This is a genomic window from Glycomyces lechevalierae (genome assembly GCF_027622945.1).
In the GTDB taxonomy this organism is placed as follows: domain Bacteria; phylum Actinomycetota; class Actinomycetes; order Mycobacteriales; family Micromonosporaceae; genus Glycomyces; species Glycomyces rutgersensis.
The window spans coordinates 41,214-67,666 of the sequence record NZ_JAPZVQ010000002.1 but is presented as its reverse complement, the minus strand read 5'-3'; the positions used below and the strand labels follow the sequence as shown (position 1 = coordinate 67,666).

At 70.3% G+C, this 26,453-nt stretch carries 22 protein-coding genes, 2 tRNA genes and 1 other RNA gene; 15 read left to right on the top strand and 10 right to left on the bottom strand.

Translation table 11 applies throughout. The features are described from left to right. Positions 1 to 10: 10 nt before the first annotated feature. A tRNA-Ser gene (locus O2L01_RS03975) sits at positions 11 to 98 on the bottom strand. 116 nt (positions 99 to 214) lie between these two features. Between O2L01_RS03975 and ffs the strand changes: the two genes are divergently transcribed. Together ffs and O2L01_RS03965 are read left to right on the top strand one after the other, a co-directional pair. Further along, positions 215 to 308: signal recognition particle sRNA small type (gene ffs, locus O2L01_RS03970), an RNA gene on the top strand. Beyond that, positions 306 to 378, top strand: a tRNA-Thr gene (locus O2L01_RS03965). The genes ffs and O2L01_RS03965 overlap by 3 nt, the downstream gene beginning before the upstream one ends. Positions 379 to 426: 48 nt before the next feature. Here O2L01_RS03965 and O2L01_RS03960 read toward each other — a convergent pair. Continuing rightward, complete coding sequence (locus O2L01_RS03960; protein ID WP_270120559.1) at positions 427 to 1,596, bottom strand: sensor histidine kinase; 1,170 nt, start codon at positions 1,594 to 1,596, stop codon at positions 427 to 429. After that, the gene (locus O2L01_RS03955) at positions 1,593 to 2,249 is read right to left on the bottom strand and encodes a response regulator transcription factor (RefSeq protein ID WP_270120558.1); all 657 of its coding nucleotides are present in this window, start codon (positions 2,247 to 2,249) and stop codon (positions 1,593 to 1,595) included. The genes O2L01_RS03960 and O2L01_RS03955 overlap by 4 nt, the downstream gene beginning before the upstream one ends. 129 nt (positions 2,250 to 2,378) lie before the next feature. Here O2L01_RS03955 and O2L01_RS03950 point away from each other — a divergent pair, with 129 nt between their 5' ends. From O2L01_RS03950 to O2L01_RS03935, 4 genes are all read left to right on the top strand, one after another. Next, positions 2,379 to 2,951: a hypothetical protein gene (locus O2L01_RS03950; protein WP_270120556.1), complete on the top strand. Its 573-nt coding sequence runs from the start codon at positions 2,379 to 2,381 to the stop codon at positions 2,949 to 2,951. Then, positions 2,951 to 4,039: a peptidoglycan-binding domain-containing protein gene (locus O2L01_RS03945; protein WP_270120554.1), complete on the top strand. Its 1,089-nt coding sequence runs from the start codon at positions 2,951 to 2,953 to the stop codon at positions 4,037 to 4,039. Before O2L01_RS03950 ends, O2L01_RS03945 begins: the two co-directional genes overlap by 1 nt. Continuing rightward, positions 4,036 to 4,740, top strand: a complete 705-nt coding sequence (locus tag O2L01_RS03940; RefSeq protein WP_270120553.1) for an ABC transporter ATP-binding protein — start codon at positions 4,036 to 4,038, stop codon at positions 4,738 to 4,740. Before O2L01_RS03945 ends, O2L01_RS03940 begins: the two co-directional genes overlap by 4 nt. A 347-nt stretch (positions 4,741 to 5,087) precedes the next feature. After that, entirely contained in the window at positions 5,088 to 6,260 is a 1,173-nt protein-coding gene (locus tag O2L01_RS03935) for an ABC transporter permease (RefSeq protein WP_344469263.1), read from the top strand. A 79-nt stretch (positions 6,261 to 6,339) separates the two neighbouring features. On the opposite strand, the gene O2L01_RS03930 is transcribed toward O2L01_RS03935, so the two are convergent. Continuing rightward, on the bottom strand, positions 6,340 to 7,827 hold the full coding sequence (locus O2L01_RS03930) for an RICIN domain-containing protein (protein WP_270120550.1): 1,488 nt from the start codon (positions 7,825 to 7,827) through the stop codon (positions 6,340 to 6,342). Between the two features lie 238 nt (positions 7,828 to 8,065). Here O2L01_RS03930 and O2L01_RS03925 point away from each other — a divergent pair, with 238 nt between their 5' ends. The 8 genes from O2L01_RS03925 to O2L01_RS03890 all read left to right on the top strand — a co-directional run bounded on the left by O2L01_RS03925 (position 8,066) and on the right by O2L01_RS03890 (position 17,698). Beyond that, complete coding sequence (locus tag O2L01_RS03925) at positions 8,066 to 10,126, top strand: DNA polymerase III subunit gamma and tau (protein WP_270120548.1); 2,061 nt, start codon at positions 8,066 to 8,068, stop codon at positions 10,124 to 10,126. Between the two features lie 385 nt (positions 10,127 to 10,511). Then, positions 10,512 to 10,850 carry a YbaB/EbfC family nucleoid-associated protein gene (locus O2L01_RS03920; RefSeq protein WP_344469324.1) on the top strand — a complete coding sequence of 113 codons (339 nt, stop codon included), beginning with the start codon at positions 10,512 to 10,514 and terminating at the stop codon, positions 10,848 to 10,850. Positions 10,851 to 10,953: 103 nt separating this feature from the next. Then, positions 10,954 to 11,550, top strand: coding sequence for a recombination mediator RecR (recR, locus tag O2L01_RS03915; RefSeq protein ID WP_270120545.1), 597 nt, complete (start codon positions 10,954 to 10,956; stop codon positions 11,548 to 11,550). Between the two features lie 287 nt (positions 11,551 to 11,837). Next, a complete protein-coding gene (locus tag O2L01_RS03910) occupies positions 11,838 to 13,580 on the top strand; it encodes an ABC transporter substrate-binding protein (protein ID WP_374727640.1) in 1,743 nt (580 codons plus the stop codon). A gap of 20 nt (positions 13,581 to 13,600) precedes the next feature. Then, positions 13,601 to 14,608, top strand: coding sequence for an ABC transporter permease (locus O2L01_RS03905; RefSeq protein WP_270120542.1), 1,008 nt, complete (start codon positions 13,601 to 13,603; stop codon positions 14,606 to 14,608). Further along, the gene (locus O2L01_RS03900; protein ID WP_270120541.1) at positions 14,605 to 15,567 is read left to right on the top strand and encodes an ABC transporter permease; all 963 of its coding nucleotides are present in this window, start codon (positions 14,605 to 14,607) and stop codon (positions 15,565 to 15,567) included. The genes O2L01_RS03905 and O2L01_RS03900 overlap by 4 nt, the downstream gene beginning before the upstream one ends. Beyond that, positions 15,567 to 16,643: an ABC transporter ATP-binding protein gene (locus tag O2L01_RS03895; protein ID WP_270120540.1), complete on the top strand. Its 1,077-nt coding sequence runs from the start codon at positions 15,567 to 15,569 to the stop codon at positions 16,641 to 16,643. Before O2L01_RS03900 ends, O2L01_RS03895 begins: the two co-directional genes overlap by 1 nt. Next, positions 16,640 to 17,698, top strand: a complete 1,059-nt coding sequence (locus tag O2L01_RS03890) for an ABC transporter ATP-binding protein (RefSeq protein ID WP_270120539.1) — start codon at positions 16,640 to 16,642, stop codon at positions 17,696 to 17,698. Before O2L01_RS03895 ends, O2L01_RS03890 begins: the two co-directional genes overlap by 4 nt. Before the next feature lie 182 nt (positions 17,699 to 17,880). On the opposite strand, the gene O2L01_RS03885 is transcribed toward O2L01_RS03890, so the two are convergent. Together O2L01_RS03885 and O2L01_RS03880 are read right to left on the bottom strand one after the other, a co-directional pair. Continuing rightward, positions 17,881 to 19,815, bottom strand: a complete 1,935-nt coding sequence (locus O2L01_RS03885; protein ID WP_270120538.1) for a serine/threonine-protein kinase — start codon at positions 19,813 to 19,815, stop codon at positions 17,881 to 17,883. A gap of 94 nt (positions 19,816 to 19,909) precedes the next feature. Further along, positions 19,910 to 21,151, bottom strand: coding sequence for a metal-dependent hydrolase family protein (locus tag O2L01_RS03880; protein WP_270120537.1), 1,242 nt, complete (start codon positions 21,149 to 21,151; stop codon positions 19,910 to 19,912). Between the two features lie 179 nt (positions 21,152 to 21,330). Here O2L01_RS03880 and O2L01_RS03875 point away from each other — a divergent pair, with 179 nt between their 5' ends. After that, entirely contained in the window at positions 21,331 to 22,308 is a 978-nt protein-coding gene (locus O2L01_RS03875; protein WP_270120536.1) for a phage baseplate protein, read from the top strand. A gap of 13 nt (positions 22,309 to 22,321) precedes the next feature. Here the strand turns inward: O2L01_RS03875 and O2L01_RS03870 are convergent, their stop codons facing one another. The 4 genes from O2L01_RS03870 to O2L01_RS03855 all read right to left on the bottom strand — a co-directional run bounded on the left by O2L01_RS03870 (position 22,322) and on the right by O2L01_RS03855 (position 26,351). Continuing rightward, the gene (locus tag O2L01_RS03870; protein ID WP_270120535.1) at positions 22,322 to 23,044 is read right to left on the bottom strand and encodes a ComEA family DNA-binding protein; all 723 of its coding nucleotides are present in this window, start codon (positions 23,042 to 23,044) and stop codon (positions 22,322 to 22,324) included. A 147-nt stretch (positions 23,045 to 23,191) separates the two neighbouring features. Then, entirely contained in the window at positions 23,192 to 24,079 is an 888-nt protein-coding gene (gene sucD / locus O2L01_RS03865; protein WP_270120534.1) for a succinate--CoA ligase subunit alpha, read from the bottom strand. Between the two features lie 4 nt (positions 24,080 to 24,083). Next, a complete protein-coding gene (sucC, locus tag O2L01_RS03860) occupies positions 24,084 to 25,262 on the bottom strand; it encodes an ADP-forming succinate--CoA ligase subunit beta (RefSeq protein ID WP_270120533.1) in 1,179 nt (392 codons plus the stop codon). Positions 25,263 to 25,910: 648 nt separating this feature from the next. Next, a complete protein-coding gene (locus tag O2L01_RS03855) occupies positions 25,911 to 26,351 on the bottom strand; it encodes a cobalamin B12-binding domain-containing protein (RefSeq protein ID WP_270120532.1) in 441 nt (146 codons plus the stop codon). Positions 26,352 to 26,453: the final 102 nt, after the last annotated feature.

Below are 26,453 nucleotides of genomic sequence, written 5' to 3'. Positions count from 1 at the left end.
ATCTCGCTAGTGGCGGAGGATAGGGGATTCGAACCCCTGAGAGCTTTCACTCAACACGCTTTCCAAGCGTGCGCACTAGGCCACTATGCGAATCCTCCGCAGAGCACTTTACTGGACGCCCCGAATGCCCGCCAAGCGGGTTCCCGGACGTGACCTCGGTGACCGTTGCGGCTCGCCCGGTTCGGCGGCGGCGCGGACATGCGGTAGACTTTCGCCCGTCTCCCATGCGGCGTCATCTTGTGAACCTCCCCAGGGCCGGAAGGCAGCAAGGATAAGCGGGCTCTGTCGGGTGCGTGGGAGACCCAGCCGCCTTAGCTCAGTCGGCAGAGCGATTCACTCGTAATGAATAGGTCGACGGTTCGATTCCGTCAGGCGGCTCAAGACGAAAGGCCCCGGCGAGAGCCGGGGCCTTCTTCATGTCCGCTGTCAGTCGGCGCTGGCGGGGAGGGCCACCGTCACCGTGAGGCCGCCCTCGGGGCGGGGTGCGGCGGTCGCTTCGCCGCCGTGGGCTTTCGCTATGGCGCGCACGATGGAGAGGCCGAGGCCGGCGCCTTTGGAGGCGGTGGCGAGGCGTTCGGTGCCGAGGCGGCGGAACGGCTCGAAGAGGCCCTCGACTTCGAAGGCGGGGACGACCGGGCCCGAGTTGGCCACCTCCAGGATCGAGGCGTCGCCGTCGCGGCGGGTCGTGACGCGCACCCAGCCGTCCTCGTCGGTGTTGTAGCGGACGGCGTTCTCGACGAGGTTCTGCGCCAGCCGCTCCAGCAGGACCGGTTCGCCCCGGGTCGGGGCCTCCTCGCATGCGGCGGTCACGGCGACCGCGCCGGAAGGGGTCTGCGCGGCGACGTGCTCGGCGATGTCCGAGAGGTCCACATAGGAGCGTTCGGCGAGCTCCCGGTCGGACCGCATGAGCAGCAGCAGGCCCTCGATCAGCCGCTCGTGCCGCGTGTTCACCTCCAGCAGCGTCTCGCTCAGCAGCCGGACGTCAGAGGAAGCGCCCGGGCGGTGCGCGGCCACTTCGAGGAGCGCCCGCGTCACCGTCAACGGCGTGCGCAGTTCGTGGGAGGCGTTCGAGATGAACGCGCGCTGACCGTCGAAGGACTGGTCGAGCCGTTCGAGCATCCGGTTGAACGCCTCGGCGAGGTCCCGGAGCTCGTCGCGGGGCCCGGAGACCTTGATGCGCTGGTGGAGGCCCTTGTCGGCGGCCGGCGACTCGGCGATCTGGGCGGCCGTGTCCGTGACGCGCTGCAGCGGCCGCAGCATGCGGCCCGCGACGAGCCAGCCGAGGGCGATCGTGGCGACGCTGACGAGCAGCAGCGCCTGCGTGCCCTCGTTGCGGATGGTGTCGAGGGCGTCGTTCCAGACCTGCCCCGTGACGAGGATGCGGAAGTCCTGCGCCTTGACGAACGTGTCGTCACTGGGCACGGGGCCCGCGGTGGCGTCGGTGCGCTGGGTCCCCTGGACGATCTGCTCCGGATCGGGGATGGCCTGCTCCACGAGGCTGTACGTGAGCAGCAGTAGGAAGACCCCGCCGGCGAGGAACAGCCCGCCGTAGACGAGCGTCAGGCGGGCCCGGAGGGTCAGGCGAACGCGTCTCATTTCAGGTGGTACCCCACTCCCGGTTCGGTCAGGACCACCGGCGGGTCGCCGAGCTTGCGCCTGAGCTTGAGGATCGTCATCCGCACGGCTTGCGTGAACGGGTCCGTGTGCTCGTCCCACGCCTTCTCGAGCAGCTGCTCGGCCGAGACCGGCGCGCCGTCCGCGCGCAGCAGCTCCGCCAGGACCGCGAACTCCTTGCGGGACAACGGCACGTACCGGCCGTCCCGGAACACCTGGTGCAGATGCGTGTCCAGCGTGATCCCGCCCCGGGCGAGCACCGGCGGCGCGGCGGGCCGCGCCCGCCGCCCCAGCGCCGACACCCGGGCGGCCAGCTCCCGGAACGCGAACGGCTTCGGCAGATAGTCGTCCGCGCCGAGCGCGAGCCCCGTGACCCGGTCGTCGACATCCGAAGCGGCCGTGAGCATCAGCACCCGCGTCTCGCCGTGCCCGGCCGCGATCGTCCGGCACACCTGGTCGCCGTGCACCCCCGGCAGGTCGCGGTCGAGGACGACCACGTCGTAGTCGTTGACCCCGATCCGCTCGAGCGCCGCCGCCCCGTCGAGCGCGACGTCCACCGCGTGCGCCTCGCCGCGCAGCCACTCGGCCACGGCATCGGCGAGCAGCGGCTCGTCCTCCACCACCAGGATTCTCATGCCCCACATCATCGCCCGTCCGGTGTTGCCGCGGCATTGCCGCTTCGGCTTACGACCGCGCAATGCGCCCGCGACTGTACTGATCCTGCCTCCGGGACCTCCCCGGCGGCGACGAAAGGACGAACGTTCATGCGGCGATACACGATCGCACTCCTCCTGGGCCTCCTGGCCCTCTCCGCTGCCGCCTGCAGCGACGACAAGGACGACGACGGCGGCGTCGCCTCCGTCGACGGCACCGCCACCGAATCCGCCGCCGACGACGGCGGCGGCGGCGAGGAACTGGACGGTTTCGAGGAGGCGCTGGCCTACTCGGAGTGCATGCGCGACAACGGCATCACCGACTTCCCCGACCCCGAGCGCAACGGCGAGGGCGGCATCGGTTTGTCCCTGCCCGAGGGCACCGATCCCGAGGACGAGGACTTCAAAGCCGCCGAAGACGCCTGCAAGGACCTGATGCCCGGTCCCGAAGAGGGCGCGACCATCGACCCCGACATGTACGACGCCCTGCTCGAGTACTCCGAATGCATGCGCGAGAACGGCATCACCGCGTTCCCGGACCCGGAACCGAACGGCGGCATCATCATGAACGGCGACATGGGCTTCGACCCGCAGAGCGAGGAGTTCCAGGCCGCCGATGAAGCGTGCGCGGACCTGCGGCCCGAGCGCGGCGGCGAGCCCGGCACCGACAGCGAGGACGAGTGATGAGCCGCAAGCGCCGCAAAGGCGGCGCCGGCAAGGCGATCGCCGTGACCGCCGTCGTGGTGGCCGCCGCGGGCGCCGCCGCGGCCGCCCTCGGCTTCGACCCGCGCTCGTTCTTCGCCCCTGAGGACGCCGAGGCGACGCAGGAGACCCCGGCGACCGCCGAGGTCGTGCAGCAGACCCTCACCGAGACCGTCACCTCCTCGGGCGACCTCGGCTTCGGGGACGTCATCGGCCTCGACTGCCTCCTCAACGGCACGTTCACGTCCCTGCCGAAGGCGGGCGACGTCATCGAGCGCGGCGACGCGCTCTTCAGCGTCGACGACCGGCCGGTCACCCTCCTCTACGGCGACCTCCCCGCCTACCGGTCCCTCACCCCCGGCACCGAAGGCGCCGACGTCGAGCAGTTCGAGGAGAACCTCGCGAAGCTCGGCTACGACGGGTTCACCGTGGACGACGAGTACACGGACGCGACGGCCGACGCAGTCGAGGAATGGCAGGACGACCTCGGCCTGACCGAGACCGGCATGGTCGACCTCGGCCAGATCGCCTACGCCCCCAGTGAAGTCCGCGTCGACACCGTGGGCGTCGAGCTCGGCGACCCGGCCCAGCCGGGCTCGCCGGTCCTCGACTACACCGGCCTCGACAAGGTCGTCACCGTCGAAGTCGACCTGGAGGACCAGGAACTCGTCACCGTCGGCGAGGCGGTCCAGATCACGCTCCCCGACGGCACCGAGGCCACGGGCGTCATCGCCGACTCCGAGACCCTGGTGAGCGAGGAGGACACGCAGAGCGGCACCGAGAGCACCACGTACCTCGAGGTCACGGTCGCGGCCGACGACCCGGCCGTGTTCGACGGCCTCGACCAGGCCGCGGTCGACGTCGGCTTCGCCGGCGAGACCGCCGAGGACGTGCTCACCGTCCCGGTCGAGGCCCTGCTCGGCCTCGGCGGCGGCGGGTACGGGCTCGAGATCGCCACCGGCGACACGACCGAGATCATCGCGGTCGACACGGGCCTGTTCGCCGACGGCTCAGTGGAAGTCAGCGGTGAGGGCCTCGAAGCGGGCATGGCCGTGGTGGTGCCCTCATGACCGCGCTCGGCGAAGCGACCGCCGCGCCCGCGGCGAACGCGCCGCGGCCCGTGGTCGAACTCGACGGCGTCTCGAAGACCTACCCGGGCGGGGTCCGCGCACTGCGCGGCGTCTCCCTGCGGATCGACGCGGGGGAGATGTGCGCGATCGTCGGCCCGTCCGGGTCGGGGAAGTCGACGATGCTGCACCTGATCGGGACGCTCGACCGGCCGAGCGAGGGCACGGTCCGCATCGACGGGTTCGACGTGGCGCGGCTGCGCGACAAGCAGCTGTCCGCGCTGCGCGCCACCAGGATCGGGTTCGTGTTCCAGCAGTTCCACCTCGCCGTGGGGCAGCCGGTGCTCGACAACGTCGCGGACGGCCTGCTCTACTCGGGCCGGCGCGGGCCCGACCGGCGCACCCGTGCCGCCGAGGCCCTGGAGAAGGTCGGCCTCGGACACCGCTTGGACCACTTGCCGAACGAGCTCTCGGGCGGCGAGCGCCAGCGCGTGGCGGTCGCACGGGCGATCGTGGGCGAACCGGCGGTGCTGCTCGCCGATGAGCCGACGGGGAACCTCGACTCGGTGTCGGGCAAGGGCGTGATGGCGCTCCTGCACGAACTGCACGCGGCCGGGACCACGGTCGTGGTGATCACGCACGACCAGGACATCGCGCGGTCGCTGCCGCGGCAGGTGGCGATGCGCGACGGGGAGGTGGTCTGATGACCACGCCCCCGACGGGTCCCGATCGGAACGGTCCGCCGCCCGGCTGGCCGCCTGACCCGGCGCCGGAGGTCGAATCCGGTTCGCCTGCGCCGGACGGCGCCGCCGATCCGACTGTTCCGGCGGCGAGCGACGGCACGGCCGTGCCGTCGGCGTCGAGGCGTTCGCCAAGGGCGCCTTGGCCTCGGCGAACTGAGCCGCGACCGCCGACCGAAGCGTCCACACCGGACTCCGAACCCGCCGCGCCTGAGCAGCCCGCGAAGGGTTCGCTGAGGAGGCGTTCCCTGCGGCGGCCTGATCCCGGCGCCCGTGTCGAGCCGTCGGCGAAGTCGCTGCGGTCGGCGCGGATGCGGCCGGTGGACGTGCTGCGGGTCGGCGCGACCGGGCTGCGGACGCGTCCGCTGCGGGCGTGGCTGTCGGCGTTGGGGATCGCGATCGGGATCGCGGCGATGATCGCGGTCGTCGGGATCTCCTCGTCGAGCCGGGCCGAGCTCGACCGGCAGCTCGCGGCGCTGGGCACGAACCTGCTGACGGTCTCGCCGGGAACGTCCATGATGAGCGGCGAGGTCGGCGTGCTGCCGTACGAGGCGGTGTCGATGATCGGGCGGATCGCGCCGGTCACGCAGGTCGCGGCGGTCGGGCAGGTGCCGGAGACGAACGTGTACCGGTCCGACCGGATCCCGGAGGGCCAGAGCGGCGGCATGACGGTGTGCGCGGCCGAGCTGGCGATGCTGGAGACGGTGGGCGCGGAGCTCGCGGACGGGGTGTGGCTGAACGAGGCCACGTCCGGTTACCCGGCGGTGGTGCTCGGTGCGAGCGCCGCCGAGCAGTTGGGGATCACGGGCGCCGGCGTCGACGTCTACATCGCGGGGCAGTGGTTCTCGGTGGTGGGCGTGCTCGAGCCGGTGGTGCTCGCGCCGGAGCTCGACTTGGCCGCGCTGGTCGGCTGGGAGGCCGCGGAGGCGTATCTGGGGTTCGACGGTCACGCGACGACGGTGTACACCCGCACCGAGGACGAGTATGTGCTGGACGTGGCGGGCGTGCTCGCGGCGACGGCGGATCCGTCGGCGCCCGATGAGATGTCGGTGTCGCGGCCTTCGGATGCGCTGGAGGCGCAGCAGGCGGTGGACAGCGCGTTCACGGGGATGCTGCTGGGGCTGGGCGCGGTGGCGCTGCTCGTCGGCGGTGTCGGGGTCGCGAACACGATGGTGATCTCGGTTCTGGAGCGGCGCAGTGAGATCGGGCTGCGGCGGTCGCTGGGGGCGACGCGGGGGCAGGTGCGGGTGCAGTTCCTCGCGGAGTCGCTGCTGCTGAGTGCGCTCGGCGGTCTGGGCGGGGTGCTCATCGGGACGGTGGTGACCGTGGGTTACGCGTCCTCGCAGGGCTGGCCGGCGGTGGTGCCGTACTGGGCGAGCGTCGGCGGCGTGGGGGCGACGCTGTTCATCGGCGCGGTCGCGGGCCTGTACCCGGCGATCCGGGCGTCCCGGCTCTCACCGACGGAGGCCCTTGCGACCCAATAGGAAGGGCGGTGCCCGGTTCGAGTCGGGCACCGCCCATTGCGGCGGCCGCCTGTACCAGGGCGGCCGCCGCTTCCGGCGTCTACAGGTACTGGCGCAGGATCGGGGTCAGCAGGCCCGCGATCTTCGCGTGGCCGGCGTCGGTCGGGTGGACGTTGTCGCTGGTGTCGGTGGCCGGGTCGACCCAGCCGCGCGTGTCGACGTAGTGGACCTTCGAGTCCCCGGCGGCGTTGCGGTTGGCGACGGCGTTCTGGACCTCGGTGAGCAGCCGTTCGCGGAAGACGCCCATGGCGAGGATCTCCGCGTTCGGGTAGGACTGGCGGGCCCGTTGCAGCAGCGTGATGTAGTCGGCCTGGAACTGGGCCGCGGTCACCTTGTTGTTGGTGCCGAGGTTGATCACGACGATGTCGGTCTGGTAGCGGGAGAAGTCCCACATGTTGTTGACGTCCTGGTTGCCGGTGCGCAGGAACCAGTCCATCATGCCGCGGCAGTCGGTGGGCGAGACGCAGGCGCCGCCCTCGGCGACCTGCGCGTGCGAGGCGCCGAGTGATTCGGACGAGAGCCACGCGTAGGTCGAGAACGGCCGGTTGGCGTTCGGCTGGCCGACGGTGATGGAGTCGCCGATGTACTCGATGTGGCCGGCGGCGCGCGGGGTCGCGCTGGTCGCGCCGCCCGAGGCGAGGATGAAGCCGCCGAAGGACGGGTCGCCCGTGTAGGACCCGGCGCGTTCGCGGAAGCCGATGCGGATCTTGTGGCTGCCCGAGCTCAGGCCGGATTTGACGGTGACGTTCCCGGAGACGTTGCGCATCCACGTGTAGGCGCCGCCGTCGACCGAGTAGTACATGTCGATGGTGTTGCGCAGCTTCACGCCGATGGAGGAGCCGGTGAAGGTCGTGTCGACGTAGGCGCCGGCCCAGCCCATCGTGTACCAGGAGGCGCTGGTCTTGGTGTCCCAGCGGCCGTAGAACTGCAGATTGGGGTCGGTGAGGCTGCCGTTGCCGGCGGCGGTGCCGACGGGGACGAGCTTCCAGTGCTGCGACTCGAGGTTGTTGCGGTCGTACTGGGAGACGCGGCTCCCGGGGGTGGTGGCCCACTCCCAGTTGTCGAGGGCCTTGGCGGAGTTGCGGTTGACGAGCTCGACGCTGCCGTCGGACTGGGTGTTGACCTGCCAGTGCTGGTTGGTGCCGTCGTTAGAGGTCCACTGGACGATGTCGGCGCCGTTGTCCTTGGACTTGGCGTAGACGTCGAGGACCTGACCGGAGTGCCGGGCTTCGATCCGGTAGTAGCCGCTCCCGGCGTCCGTGAAGCGGAACTGCTGGTTGGTGGCGGTGGAGGGCGTGGCGAGGACGGCTTTGGCGCCGGTGGTGGTGGAGGAGCCTTCGATGCTGACGGCGAGGCCGGAGGCGTCGTTGACGAGCCGGTACCAGACGCCGGTCTCGACGGCGGCGGCCGGCGTGGCGGCGAGGGCGGTGAGGCCCGCGGCGGTGCAGGCGGCGACGACGGCTCCGGCGAGCCATCGGGCCCATCTGTGCCTGGCCAGCGCGCGGCGGTGCAGGGCGGGAGTGCGCAAGGGGGAACTCCTTAGATTGAAACGTTTAAATGTCTCGGTACGTGTAGAGGATACCGCTTACACGTGAGCGAGGCCACCCCTCCCAACGCCCGAAATCACCGAGTTCGCGACACCAGGCGACACCCGGACCCACCCGCTGTGCCGCCCGCACCAACTCCACCGGTCGCGCCGCCATATGTCAGAGCCACGCCGTACCCTGGCAGCAGGAACGGAAGAGCCCGGCCAGCAGGAGGAAGACGTGGCACTCGCGCTGTACCGCAAATACCGGCCGCAGACCTTCGCGGAAGTCGTCGGCCAAGAGCACGTCACCGAACCCCTCATCAACGCCATCCGCGCCGGACGCCTCAACCACGCCTACCTCTTCTCAGGCCCCCGCGGCTGCGGCAAGACCTCCAGCGCCCGCATCCTCGCCCGCTCCCTCAACTGCGCCCAAGGCCCCACCCCCGAACCCTGCGGCGAATGCCGCTCCTGCAAGGCCCTCGCCGCCGACGGCCACGGCTCCGTCGACGTCATCGAGATCGACGCCGCCAGCCACGGCGGCGTCGACGACGCCCGCGAACTGCGCGAACGCGCCGTCTTCGCCCCCGTCGACTCCCGCTTCAAGATCTACATCATCGACGAAGCCCACATGGTCACCGCCGCAGGCTTCAACGCCCTCCTCAAACTCGTCGAAGAACCCCCCGAATACGTCCTCTTCATCTTCGCCACCACCGAGCCCGACAAAGTCCTCCCCACCATCCGCTCCCGCACCCACCACTACCCCTTCCGCCTCATCGCCCCGCCCGCCATGCGCGAACTCTGCCGCAGACTCTGCGACGAAGAAGGCGCCGTCGTCGCCGACGACGTCCTCCCCCTCGTCGTGCGCGCCGGCGGCGGCTCCGCCCGCGACACCCTCTCCGTCCTCGACCAGCTCATCGCCGGCGCCGGACCCGAAGGCGTCACCTACGAACGCGCCGCCGGCCTCCTCGGCGTCACCGACGCCGGACTCCTCGACGAGATGTGCGAAGCCTTCGCCGCCGCCGACGGCCGCGCCGTCATGGAAGTCGTCGAACGCGTCGTCGAAGGCGGCCACGACCCCCGCCGCTTCGCCGGCGACCTCCTCGAACGCCTCCGCGACCTCATCGTCCTGCACCAGGTCCCCGACGCCGGCTCGACCGGCCTCGTCGACGCCCCGACCGACCAGCTCGCCAAGATGACCAGCCAGGCCACCCGCATGGGCACCTCCACGCTCACCCGCATGGCCGAGGTCATCGCCGCCGGCCTCGCCGGCATGCGCGGCGCCACCGCCCCGCGCCTCCTCCTCGAACTCGCCTGCGTCCGCGCCATCCTGCCCGGCTCCGACGAATCCATGGCCGGGCTCACCCAGCGCCTCGAAACCCTCGAGCAGCGCGCCGCCGGAGCCGCCTTCGCCGCGCCCGCACACGTCAGCGCTGTCACGAACGGCCCTGTCGCGAACGGCCCCCTCGCGACCGGCCCTGTCGCGAACGGCCCCCTCGCGACCGGCCCCGCCGCGGCCCGCGCCGCGCTGGCGAAGCCCGCCGAGCCACTCGAGGCCCCGGCGGCGCCCGTGCCGAGCGCTTCGGCCGCTCCGGCCACCTCTGCCGCGGCCCCGCCGTGGGAGGACGAAGCCGAAGCGCCGCAAGCGAACCCGCCCCAGCCCGCACCGGCCTCCGAACCGGTCGCGGCGCCCGCCGACGACTGGGCCGACGCCGAGCCCGTCCCGGCCGCCGAGCCGGCGTACGCACCCGCCGTCGACAGCGGCGGCGTGACGGCCGCGTCGATCCGGCGCCAGTGGGACCGGATCATGATGGCGGTCAAGGACAAGAAGCGCACGACCGCGGCGCTGCTGCAGGACGCGACGATCGCCGACGCCTCGGACAACGAGGTGGTGCTCGCGTTCAAGCACGCCTTCCACGCCGAGAACCTGCAGAAGGAGCCCGCGTACGGGATCGTCGTGGGCGTCTTCAACGACGTGCTCGGCGGCAGCTGGAAGATCCGGTGCGAAGTGGGGGAGGCCGGGAGCCTCCCAAAAGCGGGGACGGGAGCGGCGCCTAGCCCGGCGCCGAGTCGCCCCGCGCCCTCCGGGTCCCAGCCCGGTCAGTCCCCGAGCTCGCGCCCGCAGGGCCAGCCGTCCCGCCAGGCCCCGCCGCCCGCCGCGGAATCCTACGAGGAGCCCCCGGCCGACGACTACGACGAGCCGAGCCCCGACGACCCGGTGGCCCCGGGCGGCTTCGGCACGAGCGAGGAGCAGGCCGTGAAGCTCCTGACGACCGCCTTCAGCGCCAAGCAGATTGCCTGAGCGACCCTCGCAAAGTTATCCACAGGCCATCGACCTGGGCTAACGACCAATCAGGCTGGGGTTATCCACAGGCAGAAAACTTTTGTTGCCACTCAACTACCCCACGTGTTGTAGTAGATGGCAAAAACGCCATCGGACGGAGCACCGGCGGGATGGCGGCGACATAAGGGGATTCGCGAACGTCGCCATACCAAGATTGCGCGCGGCAATCCGGCCGCGCGTGGTCCCCGCCAGGTGCCACACCACCTCTCGCTCCCGCGGGAGAGCGCGCGGGCGGCCGGACACACCAGCCCGGCCGCCCGCCACATCACGGACGTCGCCCGAGACGGCTAGGCTGGCGGGACACCTAGGAGACCCGGAGCCGACCGCGAGGAGCGACATGGACATGTTCGCAGGAGGAGACCTGCAGAAGATGCTGCAACAGGCGCAGCAGATGCAGGCCGACATGATGCAGGCCCAGGCCGAGCTGGCCGAGTCCGAGGTCACCGCCTCCGCCGGCGGCGGCCTCGTGAGCGCCACTGTCAGCGGTGACGGTGAACTCAAAGGCGTCAAGATCGCCCCGGAGGCGGTCGACCCCGAGGACGTCGAGACCCTCGAGGACCTCATCCTCGCCGCGGTCCAGGCCGCCAACGCGGACGCCAAGCGCCTCGCCGCCGAGAAGATGGGCCCGCTCGGCGACGCCCTCGGCGGCATGACCGGCGGCCTCGGCCTCCCGGGCATGTAAGACCCCGAAACCCCCAGGGCCGCAAGGCCTCGGCGCGTCGCCGCTGTGCGACCGCGCCGCCCCCATTCATGAACACGAACGAGCCGCAGGAAAAGAGAGATCCTTGTACGACGGGGCTTTGGGCGACCTCATCGAAGAGCTGGGGCAGCTCCCGGGCATCGGGCCGAAGAGCGCCCAGCGGCTCGCCTTCCATCTGCTCGCGTCGGAGAGCGCCGATGTCGAGCGCCTCACTTCGGCGCTCGAGCGGGTCAAGGCCCAGGTGCGGTTCTGCGAGACCTGCGGCAATGTGACCGAGGCGGAGCTGTGCGGCATCTGCCGGGACCCGCGGCGGTCCGAGGCGCTCATCTGCGTCGTCGAGGAACCCAAGGACGTGCTCGCGATCGAGCGCACCGGGGAGTTCCGGGGCCGGTACCACGTGCTCGGCGGGGCGATCAATCCGCTGGAGGGCATCGGCCCGGACGACCTGCGCATCCGCCAGCTCATGGTCCGCCTCCAGAAGGGAGAGACCAAGGAGCTGATCCTCGCCACGGACCCGAACACCGAGGGCGAGGCCACCGCGACGTACCTGGCGATGCTCATCAAACCCATGGGGTTCAAGGTGACTCGTCTGGCGAGCGGGCTGCCGGTCGGCGGGGACCTGGAGTACGCGGACGAGGTGACGCTCGGCCGGGCGTTCTCGGGCCGGCGGGACGTCGACTGACCGGAGTGCCGGCGGGGACACCGGGCGTGCGGAGCCGCGGGGTCGAAGCCGTTGGGGCGCTGCGGAGTGTGATCGTAAGCGTTCTTTCCGGTGACCCCGGCTCAGGCGTAGTGATTTCGGAATGCCTTGTGGCGCAACGGGTTTCACTTCGACGTCATCCTTACGTTTTGGGTAACAATATTCGCCGAAACGGTCACGATCACATAACGCTTAACAGTGGTGTAACTCACCTGGACTTAGGCTGTCTCTACCTCCGAATACCCAACGACCGACGGGTGAGACAACCTATGCGCACGCCACCTTCCCCAATCAGGCGCGCCCTCGCCGCAGCGGCTGGCGCCGCAATGGCATTGGGCCTGTTCACCGCCTGCGGATCCGACGGCGACGGCGGCGGTGACGCCGACACCGCCGAGGACTTCGACTTCTCCTGTCCCGAGCGCACCGGCGAAGTCCCCGAAGCCGACACGGCCAAGAACGAATCGCAGCCGTTCGTGTTCGGCACCCCGGGCGACCCGACCAGCCTCGACCCGATCCTCGCCTCCGACGGCGAGACCTTCCGCGTCAACCGCCAGGTCTTCGACACGCTCCTCGACGCCGACTGCACCGACACCGTCCCCGGTCTCGCCGAGTCCTACGAGCAGAACGAGGAAGGCACCGAGTGGACGTTCCACCTGCGTGAGGGCGTCACCTTCCATGACGGGCAGGCGCTCGACGGCGCCGCGGTGTGCAAGAACTTCGACCGCTGGGCGAACTTCAAGGCGGGCTACCAGTCCCCGAACTTCACCTACTACTACTCCGCGATCTTCGGCGGCTTCGCCGAGAACGACCCGGCCATGGGCATCGAGACCGAGTCGATCTACAAGGGCTGTACCGCAGACGGCCTCGACGCGACCATCAGCCTGAGCAAGTACACCTCGAGCTTCCCCGGCGCGTTCACCCTCGAATCGCTCTCGATCATCAGCCCGGCCTCGATCGACGCCGTCGCCGACGCCGCGATCCCCACCGCCGACTCGCCGCTCCCCGAGTACACCCAGACCGTCGGCACCCTCGCCGGCACCGGGCCGTACAAGCTCGAGAGCTGGGACCACAGCTCGCAAGAGGTCGTGCTCACCCGCAACGACGACTACTTCGGCGAACCCGCCAAGGTCAAGACGGTCATCTTCAAGACCATCTCCGACGAGACCGCCCGCCGCCAGGCCCTCGAGGCCGGCGACATCGACGGCTACGACCTCGCCGCCCCGGCCGACGCCCAGGCGCTCACCGAAGCCGGCTACCAGGTCCCCGTCCGAGGCGTCTTCAACCTGCTGTACCTCACCTACACGCAGAGCCACGCCCCGCTCGAGGACCACGCCGTCCGCGAGGCCCTCTCCTACGCCATCGACCGCCAGCGCATCGTCAACTCGGTGCTCCCGGCCGGCGGCATGGTCGCGACCCAGTTCATCCCGCCGAGCCTCGACGGCTACTCCGATGACGTCGTCACGTACGACTACGACCCCGAGAAGGCCAAGCAGATGCTCGCCGACGCGGGCGCGGAGGACCTGACCCTCACGTTCTGCTACCCGACGGACGTCACCCGGCCGTACATGCCGGCGCCGAAGGACATCTTCGACATGATCTCCTCCGACCTGCAGGCCGCGGGTGTCACGGTGGAGGCCAAGCCGATCACGTGGGTCGACTACATCCCGACCACCCGTTCGGGCGACTGCCCGCTGTACCTGCTGGGCTGGACCGGCGACTTCAACGACCCGTACAACTTCCTGGGCACCTGGTTCGCCACCGAGTCCACCGAGTGGGGCTTCGATAACCCCGAGGTCTTCGACGCGATCGCCGCGGCGAACACCGAGCCTGACCAGGCGACCCGCGTGGAGCTGTGGAAGACCGCGAACGAGGCCGTGATGGAGGAGTTGCCGGGTCTGCCGATCTCGTCCTCGCCGCCGTCGATCGCGTTCGCGCCGGACGTGTACCCGCCGGACGTCTCTCCGCTGACGCGGGAGAACTTCGCGCAGGTCTACTTCACCACCGGCTCCTGACCGGACGATTACAGCCGAATATGCTGCGCTACACCGTTAAGCGCCTCCTGCAGTTGTCCGTGGCGCTCTTGGGACTCTCGCTGCTGCTGTTCGCGTGGTTCAAAGCCCTTCCGGGCGGACCCGAGAACCGGTTGCTCCCCGAGAACGCCACGGACCAGCAGCGGGAGGCGCTGCGGGCCGCCCTGGGTCTGGACGAGCCGGTCTGGACCCAGTACGGCGAGTTCCTGTCCCGGATCGTCCGCCTCGACTTCGGCTCGTCGTTGTCGAGCGGGCGTCCGATCGCGACGGAGCTCGCCGAGCGCCTGCCCGCCACCGTTGAACTCTCCTTGGCCGCCATGCTGATCGCTGTGGGGCTGGGCATTCCGCTCGGGTACCTGGCGGCGAAGCGCCGCGGTTCTTGGATCGATTTCGGCACGGTCTCCGGTTCGCTGCTGGGGACGTGCATCCCGATCTTCTTCTTGGCCGCCATGTTGAAAGTGGTGTTCGCGCAGGAGCTCGGGTGGCTGCCGACCACGTTCCGGTTGACCGCCGGGGCCGATTTCACGGAGGTGACGGGTCTGCGCGTGTTCGACGGGCTCATCACGGGTGAGTTCGGGATCGCGTGGGACGCCGTGCAGCACTTGATCCTTCCGGCGCTCGCGCTGTCGTCGATCCCGTTGGCGGTGATCGTGCGGATCACGCGGGCGAGTGTGCTCGACGTGGTGGGCGAGGATTACGTGCGGACCGCTGACGCGAAGGGCCTCAAGCCGTCGACGGTGCGGGGCCGGCACGTGATGCGGAACGCGATGCTGCCAATCGCGACGATCATCGGTCTGCTGCTGGGCAGCCTGTTCGCGGGTGCGGTGCTCACGGAGAGCGTGTTCGCGTTCGGGGGGATCGGTTCGTTCGTGTACCAGGCGACGACGGAGCGGGACTATCCGGCGCTGATGGGCTTCATCCTGGTGATCGCCGTGTTCTATGTGGTGATCAACCTGCTGGTGGACTTGTCGTACGGCCTGCTCGATCCGAGAGTGCGGGTGCGGAAATGACGATCGCGAAGATCGAGAAGCTCGACCGTCTGGTCGAGGCGACGGCGTCCGCGCGGGACGCGCGCACGGGTTCGCTGTGGCGGCAGTCGATCCGGCGGATGCGCCGGTCGCCGATGGCGATCACGGGCGCGGTCATCGTGGGCCTGTTCGTGGTCGTGGCGGTGGTGGGCCCGTGGGTCGCGCCGTATGATCCGACGGCGCAGACGTGGGGCCGTGAGGTGTTCTTGAACCAGAACATCTTCCCGGGGCCGCGGGCGGAGAACTGGTTCGGTCTGGACCATCTGGGTCGGGACATGTTCTCGCGCATGATCGTGGGGGCGCGTCAGACGCTGCTGGTGGGTGTCGTGGCGACGTTCATCGGGTTCATCGCGGGGGCGTTCATCGGCGGTGTCGCGGCGGCGGCGGGCACGTTCGGCGGCCGGTGGGGTGAGCGCTGCGAGGCGGTCATCATGCGTGCCGTGGACGTGGCGCTGGCGATTCCGATGCTGCTGCTGGCGTTGAGTGTGGCGGCGCTGCTGGGTCCGTCGCTGCGGACGGTGATGATCGCGGTGGGTGTGGCGCAGATTCCGATCTTCGCGCGGCTGCTGCGGGGTTCGATGCTGGCGCAGGCGCATTCGGATTACGTGCTGGCGGCGATCGCGATCGGTGTCCCGAAGGGGCGGATCGTGGTGTCGCATATTCTGCCGAACTCGTTGGGGCCGGTGATCGTGCAGGCGACGCTGGTGCTGGCGACGGCGATCATCGAGGCGGCCGCGTTGTCGTACCTGGGTCTGGGGAATCCGGATCCGGGGAGTCCGGAGTGGGGGACGATGCTGGCTGATGCGCAGCGGTTCCTTTCGGGCGCACCGCAGTTGGCGATCTATCCGGCGGTGGGCATCATCGTGACGGCGCTGGGCTTCACCCTGTTGGGCGAGGCCATGCGCGAATCGCTCGACCCGAGGCTGAGGAGGCAGGAATAGTGGCACTGCTCGAAGTCGAAGACCTGCGGGTCGCCTTCGGCGCGTCCACCGCCGTCGACGGCGTGTCCTTCTCGGTCGACGAGGGGAAGGTGGTCGGGCTCGTGGGCGAGTCCGGTTGCGGCAAGTCGGTGACGAGCCTGGCGATCATGGGGCTGCTGCCGAAGGGCCGGGGCCGGAGGACGCGTGAGCCGGTCCAGGCGGCCGCCGCCGAACCTGTCGACAGTGGCCTGAAAGTGGCGGCTTCGGCGCCGCAGGCGGTCGCGGCGTCGGGCGGCCGTGGCCGCCGGGGCGGCGCGGACGTGCAGGGCCGGGCCGCGTTCGACGGCACGGACCTGTTGTCGCTGTCGCCGGCCGCGATGCGCCGTCGCCGCGGCAAGGACCTCGCGATGGTCTTCCAGGACCCGCTCTCGAGTCTCAACCCGGTCGTCCCGATCGGCAGGCAGATCACGGAGGTCCTCGAGCGCCACCGGGGCCTCAAGGGCGACAAGGCGTCGAAGGAGGCCGCGAGCCTCCTCGACCGGGTCGGCATCCCGGACCCGTTGCGGCGCTTGAAGGAGTACCCGCATCAGCTCTCGGGCGGCATGCGTCAGCGCGTGCTCATCGCGATCGCGGTCGCCTGCGCCCCGAGGCTCTTGATCGCCGATGAGCCGACGACGGCCCTCGATGTGACGATCCAGGCGCAGATCCTCGAGCTCCTGAAGGACCTCGTGGAGACCGAGGGGACGGCGCTGCTGATGATCACGCACGACCTCGGCGTGGTCGCCGGGATCTGCGACGAGGTGAACGTCCTCTATTCGGGCCGGGTGGTGGAGTCCGCGCCGGTGCGCGAGCTGTTCCGCAAGCCCACGCATCCGTACACGGTGGGGCTGCTCGGTTCGATTCCACGCCTTGACCTGCCGATCCATGAGCCGCTCACGCCGATCCGCGGGTCGATCGCGGATGTGATCCGCTGGCGTGACGGCTGCGCGTTCGCGCCGCGCTGCGACAAGGTCGCGGCGCCGTGCGTGGACGGCGAGCCCGCACTGGTCGGGGCTGTGCACGCCCACCGCTGCGTGATGGCCGAGGAGGTCGCATGAGCCCTGAGCAGACGGAGCCGCACGTTCCGGCGCAGCGCACGGAGGAGCCGGACTTGTCCGGTGCCGCAACGACTCCGGCGGCGTCGCCGCTGCTGGAGGTGGAGGACTTGAAGGTCCACTTCCCGATCCGGCGCGGCATCGTCGTGGAGCGCACGGTCGGGCACGTCCAGGCGGTCGACGGCGTCGGTCTGAGCATCGACGCGGGCGGCACGTACGGCCTGGTCGGCGAGTCCGGTTGCGGCAAGACCACGTTCGGGCGGGCCGTGCTGCGCCTGGAGGAGCCGACGGCGGGCCGCGTCCGCCTCGGCGGTGACGAGGTGACGGCCCTCAAGGGGGAGCGCCTGCGCCGCTTCAGGTCGAAGATGCAGATGGTCTTCCAGGACCCGCTGGGCTCGCTGAACCCTCGGCACAATGTGGACATGCTGCTCTCGGAGCCGTTGAAGGTCCACGGGGTCGGGTCGAAGGCCGAGCGGCGCAAGCTCGCGGTCGAGACGCTCGACGCGGTGGGCCTGCCGAAGTCGGTGCTGGAGCGGTTCCCGCACGAGTTCTCGGGCGGGCAGCGCCAGCGCCTCGGCATCGCGCGGGCGCTCATGCTGCGCCCGGACCTGATCGTGTGCGACGAGCCGGTGAGCGCGTTGGACGTGTCGATCCAGGCGCAGGTGATGAACCTGCTCGACGAGCTCCAGGACGAGTTCGGGCTCACCTATCTGGTGATCGCGCACGACCTGGCCGTGGTGCGGCACCTGTCGGACCGGGTCGGGGTCATGTACCTCGGGAAGCTCGTGGAGGAGGCGGACTCGGAGACGATCTACGAGAACCCTCGCCACCCTTACACGAAGGCGCTGCTTTCGGCTGTCCCGCAACCGGACCCGGAGGTCGAGGCGACTCGCGAGCGGATCATCCTCAAGGGCGACCTGCCGTCGCCGGCGAATCCGCCGAGCGGCTGCCGCTTCCGGACCCGCTGCCCTTGGGCGGAGGACATCTGCGCGGAGGTCGAGCCGGAATGGCGTGAGGCGGCGAGCGGCCACAAGGTGGCTTGCCACTTCGATCTCTGATCGAACAGAAGGCGCAGCGATCTCTGATCGAGCAGAAGGCGCAGCGATCTCTGATCGAGCAGAAGGCGCAGCGACCTCTGATCGAGCAGAAGGCGCAGCGATCTCTGAACGGACACAAATGAAAGCGGCGCGGCCAGGGCAACAGCCTCGGCCGCGCCGCCGTCCTCTGCGCGCCGCCCGGCTCAGTCGAGCTGCCACGTCCTGACAGTCCCGTCGGCGTATCCGGTGAGAGCGATCCGGCTGTCGGGGGTCAGGAGGGACGCGAGGGCTACGGGTTCGGGGTCGCCTGCGGCCGTGAGCCGCACGCGAGCACCGGTTTCGGTGCTGGTGAGGGTGGCGTGGCCGTCTTCGATGGTGAGTATCGACCCGTCGGGCAGGAGGCGGAGGTCGTGGACCGATCCAACCGGCCCGAGCGCGACCGGTGCGCCGATGGCCTCGTAAGTCCACAGGTCGACCTGGTAGAACCGCTGGTCGGTCTCGTTGTAGACGTGTCCTCGCGGGCTGCGGCCGTCGCCCTCGGTGAACCAGAGGCCGCCGGTGCGGGCGGTCTCGGGGTCCCAGTCGGGGTGGGGCGGGACGCGGCCGACGACGCTGCCGTCGGCAGGGTGGTGGAGGGCGACGGCGCCGTCGGGTTCGGCATGCGCGACGGCGAGTTCGCCCCGGTTGGGGGCGAGGACGGCGTGGTCGATGAAACCGGGCTGGAAGATCATGCCCTGGCCCGCGGCGCCGGTGTCGAGGTCTACTGTGGCGCAGCCCATCGGGGTCATGGCGGTGAGCAAGGTCGATTGGTCGCGCTGGTGGGGCGCGTATACGGCGGCAATGGCGTCAAAGGCGCCGGTGCCGATCCTCGTGAACTCGGCAGCGGTGTCGGCGACGTATACCCCTGACGCGCGGTCGACGGCGATCACGCGTTCGCCGCCGCCGGGGGCGGGCGCGAGGAGCAGGGCGGTGACGGGGTGCTCGGTCTCGGCCGCGCCGAGGGCGGCGCCATCGGCGAGGTTCCATTGCCGCAGTTGGGTTCCAGCGGCGGTGTAGGCCACCGGTCCGTTCTCGCCTGGCAGGGCGACGATCGCTTCGATCGGTTCGTCGTGGGCAGCGATCACGAGCCCGTCGTGCCGGACGGTCGTAATAGCCGTTTCGGGCGGATCAGTGTCAGTGTCGCGATGCTGATTGAGCCAAAGGGTGAGCGCTGTCGCCCCAGCGGCGATGGGGGTGGCGATCGCCGCTGCGAGGAGGGTGCGGCGGCGCGCGTTGCGGGCGCTGGCGGGTGGCGGCCCGAGCGGTAGGGTCGTTTCCTCGTCCGGGGCGTCGCCGCGGCAGGCCGCCGCGAGGTCGGCCGCGTCGCGCCACCGCCGGGCAGGGTCTTTCTCCAGGGCCCGCATGACCGCGTTCCGGGCGCCAGCGGGGACGTCCGAGGGGAGTTCGGGCGGCGGTTTGTGCAAGTGGCCGTGGACGACCGGGGAGAGGCTGGGACCGGTGAACGGCGGCTCGCCGCTGAGGCATTCGTAGGCGACGACGCCGAGCGAGTACAGGTCGCTGGCGGGGGTCAGCGGCTCGCCGTCGATCTGCTCGGGGGAGGCGTAGGTGAGGGTGCCGAGGCGCACGTCTGGGCCGGTCAGCGCGGTCTCGTCGGGGAGCAGCGCGATGCCGAAGTCGACGAGCCGGGGGCGCGTGTCGGTGCCGACGATGATGTTGGCGGGCTTGATGTCCCGGTGGATGACCCCGGCGCTGTGGGCGGTCGCGAGCGCGTCGGCGACGTCGGCGCACAGGCGCATCGCGGTGTCCGGCGGCAGCGGGCCATCGGCCAGGACGGCGCTGAGGGGCCTGCCTTCGACGTACTCCATGACCAGGTAGGAGCGCCCGTCAGGGCCGGGGTCCTCGCCGAAGTCGTGCAGGACGGCGATGCCGGGGTGCCGGATCCGGGCGACGGCCTGGGCTTCGCGCACGAACCGCGCGTGCGCCGCTTCGGCGCTTTCGAAGCCGCTGCGGTACAGCAGTTTGATGGCGACGTCGCGGTGCAGCCCGGTGTCGAATGCCCGCCACACCTCGCCCATGCCTCCAGCGCCGATGAGCTCGTCGAGCCGGTACCGGTCGGCTATCAGCTGTCCTGCGGGCATCCTGTTTCCTCACCGGGCGGCTCGGCATGCGAAGAAGGGGTGTTTTCGGTCAAAGCTTAAACGCCCCCTCCGCGCGAGTCCAGGTTCAGCGGCGTCAGGCGGCGGCGAGGCGGTCGGCTTTGACGTTGCCGCCCTGCATGATCAGCTTCAGGTGCGTGTCGGGGTCGGTGAGGGCCGCGAGGTCGGCGAGCGGGTCGCCGTCGATGACGAGGAGGTCGGCGAGGGCGCCGGGGACGATCTGGCCGAGGCGGCCCGACTCGCCGAGGAGCCGCGCGGCGGTGACGGTGGCGGAGCGGATGACGTCGGCGGCGGGGATGACCGCGCCGCGGATCGCGAACTCCTGCAACTGGTGTCGGCGCATGCCGCCGAGCAGGTCCGAGCCGTAGCAGATGTTGACGCCGGCGCGGTGGGCGATCTCGAGTGCGCGCAGGCCCGCTTCGAGGACGATGGGGTTCTTCTCGCGGCTGGCCGCGGGGAGCCCGTAGTCGGCGCCTTCGACGGCCATGCGCTCGTAGGTCACCAAGGTGGGCACCAGGAACGCGTCGTGCTCCAAGAACAGTTCCACACTGGACTCGTCGAGGAGGTTGCCGTGCTCGATCGACCGCACCCCGGCGGCGAGGCCGCGGTTGATGGCCCGCGCGGTGTAGGCGTGCCCGGCGACGTACCGGTTGGCGGCCTCGGCCTCTTCGACGATCGCGCGGATCTCCTCGATCGAGAACTGGGTCGAGTCGATCCGGTCGGTCGGGGACGCGACGCCGCCGGAGAGCATGATCTTGACGTGGTGCGCGCCGGTGCGGAGCTGTTCCCTGGCGGCCCTGCGGACTTCGTCCACCCCGTCACAGACCGTGGAGAGGTCGGGGCAGCACTGGTGGTCCTCGCGGACGGCGCGGCCGCGCGGGCGTCCGTCGCCGTGGCCGCCGGTCTGCGAGAGGGCCTTCCCGCCGAAGTACAGGCGCGGGCCCTCGATGACGCCTTCGGCGAGGGCCTCGTGCAGGCCGAAGTCGGCGCCGCCGGGGTCGCGCACGGTGGTGAAGCCGCGGTGCAGCATCTCCCGCATCTCGTTGGCGGCCTTCAGGGCCACGTACGCGGGCGACTCGTCGGCGAGCCCGGCGAGGTTCGCGGTGTGGGCGTTGACGTGCGCGTGGCAGTCGATGAGTCCGGGCATGAGGGTCTTCCCGGCGAGGTCGAGGACGCGGGCGTCACCGGGCGTCTCGAGGTCGGGCCCGACGGCGGCGATCTCGTTGCCGCGCACCAGGACGCGCTGCCCGCGCGTGATCTCCCCGGCGGCGGTGTCGAGCACGGCGGCATTCGTGAAGAACGTACTGCCCTCGGTCATCGGCCTCTCCCAACGCGTCACGGCGGCCCAACTGGCCGCGCGGCTAGTGCCCGCCGTCAATGTACTGCGCGGCGGCGCCGACACGCCCACGGGCCTCGGTCCGGTCTTGCAACGGAGTGGGCGGACTACGGCGTACGAGTGCTTGTAGGCGTATGCCCCCGACTTGGAAGGCTCCGTTCATGACCGACCGTCCCGCTCCCCGGCTCCGGCGCCGCTCCCTGCTCTTCGGGGGCGCCGGTGCCGCCTCCGCGCTCGCCCTCGGCGCCGGCTTCCTGTGGAGTCCGCTCGCCCGGGCCGACACTCCCGGCGGCGTCTTCGACCTCGACAAGGGCGCGCAGAAGTTCCTGCGCGAGAAGGCCCTCCACCACACCACGGTGCTCCAGTCGTTCGCGTTCGACGACACCAACGAGCACCTGTACGTCCTCCAGGCCACCGGCGACGAGCTCGCGGGGAACCTCGTGCTCACCAAGCTCGACCACGCGGGCGCGAAGCTCGGGTACATGACCCTCAAGGGCTTCGGGCACGGCGTCGCGATGGGCGTCGAACTCGAAGGCTCGACCCCGTGGATCTGGACCGAGACCGACAACAACAGCGGCTCCGGCTACGGCCGCGCGGTCACCCGCTTCACGTTCGCCAACGCGAAGACCCTGACGTACGGCTCGAGTTCCCTGCCGGTCTACCGCGCCCACGCGGGGTCGACCAGCAACACCCCGAGCATCGACGCGCGCAACGGCCGCATCGCCATCCGCTACCGCTCGGGCAGCACCATGAACTACCGGGTGTTCAAGCTCGCCGACCTCAAGAACCAGCGTTTCTCACCGCTGCACACCTTCACGCAGACGGGGATCGACGACGGCGAGGTCTTGCAAGGCTGGTGCCTCCACGGCGACTACGTCTACCAGCTCACCGGCACCGCCTACACCGCCGAGTCGGGCGCGAACCCGCCGTCAGGGAAGGGGAACACGCGCCTCTCCTGTGTGGACGTGCGCACCGGGAAGCTCGTCGAGCGCCGCCGCACCGAGGCCGCGTACTCCCTCGATTACCGTGAGCCCGAAGGCATCGCGGTCCAGTCGACCTCGACCCCGCGGCTCCACATGGGCTTCGCCTCCGGCGCGGAGGGCGCGCGCAGGTTCTCGCTGTACTTCAAGCCACAGTAGACGCGAAGCCGGGCTAGGGGAGGAACAGGGCGTACTCCCGCATGTGCTTCTCGAAGCCCGGCGCGATGTCGATCTCGACGATGACCTCGTCGATGCCGTGGAAGGGCCCCAAGCGCTCCACGCGTTCGCGGACGCGCCGCGCGGTCGACTCGTTGAACCCGGGCAGTTCCCGCAGGACCTCGACCGGCGCGTGGTTGAGGTCGACGAGCCCGCCGTCGTCGACCTGCCGGGGCAGCTCGGGGCGGCCGATCCCGTTGCGCTTGGCCAGCGCCGGGTCGCCTTCGGCGAGGCGCCGGGCGTCCTCGCGGAGCCGCGCCGCCCGGTCGAGCGCGGGCGAGACCCAGTCCGGGCCGGCGACGGCCGGCTTCCGCTGCCGGGGCTGCTTCGGGGGCGAAGGCGGGCGCGTTTCCACAGGGGCCCAGACGTATCGGCGGATGGCGAACAGGTGCGCGCTCGCGCCGACCGTGGAGGCGAACAGCGACACGAACGCGAGCGCGTCGGCCCATACCGGGCTCTCGCCGACGGGGAACGGCATGATGAACGCGACGAACGCGACCAGCGAGGCCGGGTAGAGGACCAGCGGTACGGCGGTGGTCCAGGAGGGGCGCCGCCCGGCGGCGAGGGCGGTCGCGAGCGTGCCGCCGAGCACGGGGACCAGCGGCAGCAGCGCCCACCCGACCGTGGCGGCGGTGCGGGCGGGTCTGCGGCGGGCGGGGGACGGGGGCTCGTCGGGCATGCCCTGATGGTAGTGACCGCGGGCGCGCCGGGGACCGTCCGTGGCCGGTCCGGTACATCCCGGCGGCCGGATCGATACGCGCGCAACGGATATGGCGAAGGGCCGGACGGTCGACGCCGTCCGGCCCTTTGTGTTGCTCTGCGGCCCTTAGAGGTTCTCGATGACCTCGCGCATGAGGCGCGCGGTCTCGCTCGGGGTCTTGCCGACCTTGACGCCGGCGGCCTCGAGGGCTTCCTTCTTCGACTCGGCGGTGCCGGCCGAACCGGAGATGATGGCGCCCGCGTGGCCCATCGTCTTGCCTTCGGGGGCGGTGAAACCGGCGATGTAGCCGACGACCGGCTTCGTCACGTGGTTCTTGATGTACTCGGCCGCGCGCTCCTCGGCGTCGCCGCCGATCTCGCCGATCATGACGATCGCCTTGGTCTCCGGGTCCTCTTCGAACGCCTTGAGGCAGTCGATGTGGGTGGTCCCGATGACCGGGTCGCCGCCGATGCCGACGGAGGTCGAGAAGCCGAGGTCCCGCAGCTCGTACATGAGCTGGTAGGTCAGCGTGCCCGACTTGGAGACGAGGCCGATCGGCCCCGTGCCGGTGATGTCGGCCGGGGTGATGCCCGCGTTCGACTTGCCGGGGGAGGCGATGCCGGGGCAGTTCGGGCCCACGATGCGGGTCTTGTTGCCCTTGGCCTCGGCGTAGTTCCAGAAGGTCACGGAGTCGTGCACCGGGATGCCCTCGGTGATGACGATCGCGAGCTCGATCTCGGCGTCGATCGCCTCGATGACGGCGGCCTTGCAGAACGCCGGGGGCACGAACACGACGGAGGTGTTCGCGCCGGTCTCGGCGATGGCCTCGGCGACGGAGGCGAACACGGGGAGGCTCACGCCGTCCACGTCGACCTTCGTGCCGGCCTTGCGCGGGTTGACGCCGCCCACGATCTCGGTGCCGGCCTTGAGCATGCGGCGGGTGTGCTTCATGCCTTCGGAGCCGGTCATGCCCTGGACGATGACCTTGCTGTTCTCGTTGAGGAAGATCGCCATTGGACTAGGCCCCCTTGTTCGCGAGCTCGGCGGCCTTGTCGGCCGCGGCGTCCATGGTCTCGACCACGGTGATGAGCGGGTGGTTCGCGTCGGCGAGGATCTGGCGACCCTCTTCAGCGTTGTTGCCGTCGATGCGGGCGACGAGCGGCTTGGTGACGTTCTCGCCGCGGTCGGCGAGGGTCTGGAGGGCGCCGAGGATGCCTCGGGCGACCTCGTCGCAGGCGGTGATGCCGCCGAAGATGTTCACGAACACGGACTTGACCTGCGGGTCCGAGAGGACCACTTCGAGGCCGTTCGCCATGACCGCGGCAGAGGCGCCGCCGCCGATGTCGAGGAAGTTCGCGGGCTTGACGCCGCCGTGGTTCTCGCCGGCGTAGGACACGACGTCGAGGGTGGACATGACCAGGCCGGCGCCGTTGCCGATGATGCCGACGGAGCCGTCGAGCTTCACGTAGTTCAGGCCGGAGTCCTTGGCGCGCTGCTCGAGCGGGTCCACCGCCGACTTGTCCTCGAACTCGGCGTTCTCGGGGTGGCGGAAGTCCGCGTTCTCGTCCAGGGTGACCTTCGCGTCGAGCGCGAGGATCTTGCCCTCGGGCGTGCGCACGAGCGGGTTGACCTCGACGAGCGTCGCGTCCTCGGACACGAACGCGCCCCAGAGCTTGACGAACACGTCGACGAGCTGGTCGCGCAGGTCCTCGGGGAAGCCCGCCTTGGTGACGATGTCGTCCGCGATCTCCGGGGTGACGCCGACGCCGGCGTCGATCGGGAGCTTCACGACCTTCTCGGGCGCGGTGTGCGCGACCTCTTCGATCTCCATGCCGCCCGCGGTCGAGGCGATGCACAGGAAGGTGCGGTTCGCCCGGTCGAGCAGGTAGGAGAAGTAGTACTCCTCGTCGATGTCGGCGGTCACGGTGAGCATGACCTTCTCGACGGTGTGGCCCTTGATGTCCATGCCGAGGATGTTGGTGGCGTGGGTCTTGACCTCGTCGACGTTGTCGGCGAGTTTGACGCCGCCCGCCTTGCCTCGGCCGCCGACCTTCACCTGTGCTTTGACGACCACCCGGTCACCGAGGCGCTCAGCGAGCTCCACGGCCTCCTGCGTGGTGGTGGCGACGCCGCCGTCCAGTACCGGCACGTTGTGCCGGGCGAACAGTGCGCGGCCCTGGTATTCGTACAGATCCACTGTAGAGTCCGCTCCACTAGCTAGTCTTCTTTGACCGGGCCCGGCCGTCCCCGCCGGTGGGCGGGGTTCGGGTACAGGTGCCCGTAATCGCAGGGTAATCCCAGGCACGGGGCGGTTACGCCCGGCATTGCGCCGGTGTGACGAGTCAGGCTGAAAAGCCGTTGACACGGGCCCGTGCAGGGCCTTCACGGCCCGGGAGCGGAGAAGTGAGCGCCGGAGCGGGATCGCGGCGGCCGGGTGCGCCGGTTCGGGCGGCGGCGACGACCCCGGGCGGTTCGCGGAACGGGGCATAGAGGCGGGGACCGGACGCACCCCTCAGGCGTCCGGTCCCCTTAGCGGGAATCAAGCCCACCCCTCAAAGGCTTGACTCCCTTAGGCACGATGCCCTATCGCCACCCCTCAATCGACAGGGCATCGGCAGTTTGTGGCACAGCTCTACAAACCGTGCGATATTGCCGCGATCCGTACCGAGAGTGAACTCCCGGTGCCGCGGCGGTCTTTCTCAATAGCGGCCTTTCGGCCCGCTGCCGATGCGTCTTCCGCTGTATTGCACTGCGTCCGACACTATTAAGAACGAGGGCGCTCGCGGCCGGTTACGGTCTTCTCAGAGAATTTTTTGGCCAGGGCGTTTCCGCAGGTGAATGCCGGTCAGACGGCTGCGGGACGGCCCTGATCGGGTGAGGCGACACCGGGCGAGGGAACATGGTCGCGCACCCATTCGGCGATCACCTGCGTCGAGGCCCCGGGACCGAATATCGCGGCCACTCCGGCTTCGCGCAGTTCCGCCGCGTCCTGGTCGGGAATGATGCCGCCGCCGAAGACGACGATGTCGCGCGCATCCGCTTCGTCGAGTAGTCGCAGTACTCGCGGGAACAGCGTCATATGCGCGCCGGAGAGAATGCTCAGGCCGATCGCGTCCGCGTCCTCGGCGAGCGCGGTCGCCACGACCTGCTCGGGGGAGTTGTGGAGGCCGGTGTAGACGACCTCCATGCCCGCGTCGCGCAGCGCCCGCGCCACGACCTTCGCGCCCCGGTCGTGCCCGTCGAGCCCGACCTTCGCGACGACCACCCTGATCGGTGTAGCGGACATTGATGTACCTCCTCGTACAGGAGGCCGCGGCACGCACGGCGCTCTTGGCGAACCGTGCGGGGCCCGGGCGGTGGGTTACAGTGAGGGTAGGTGCGGCCCGCG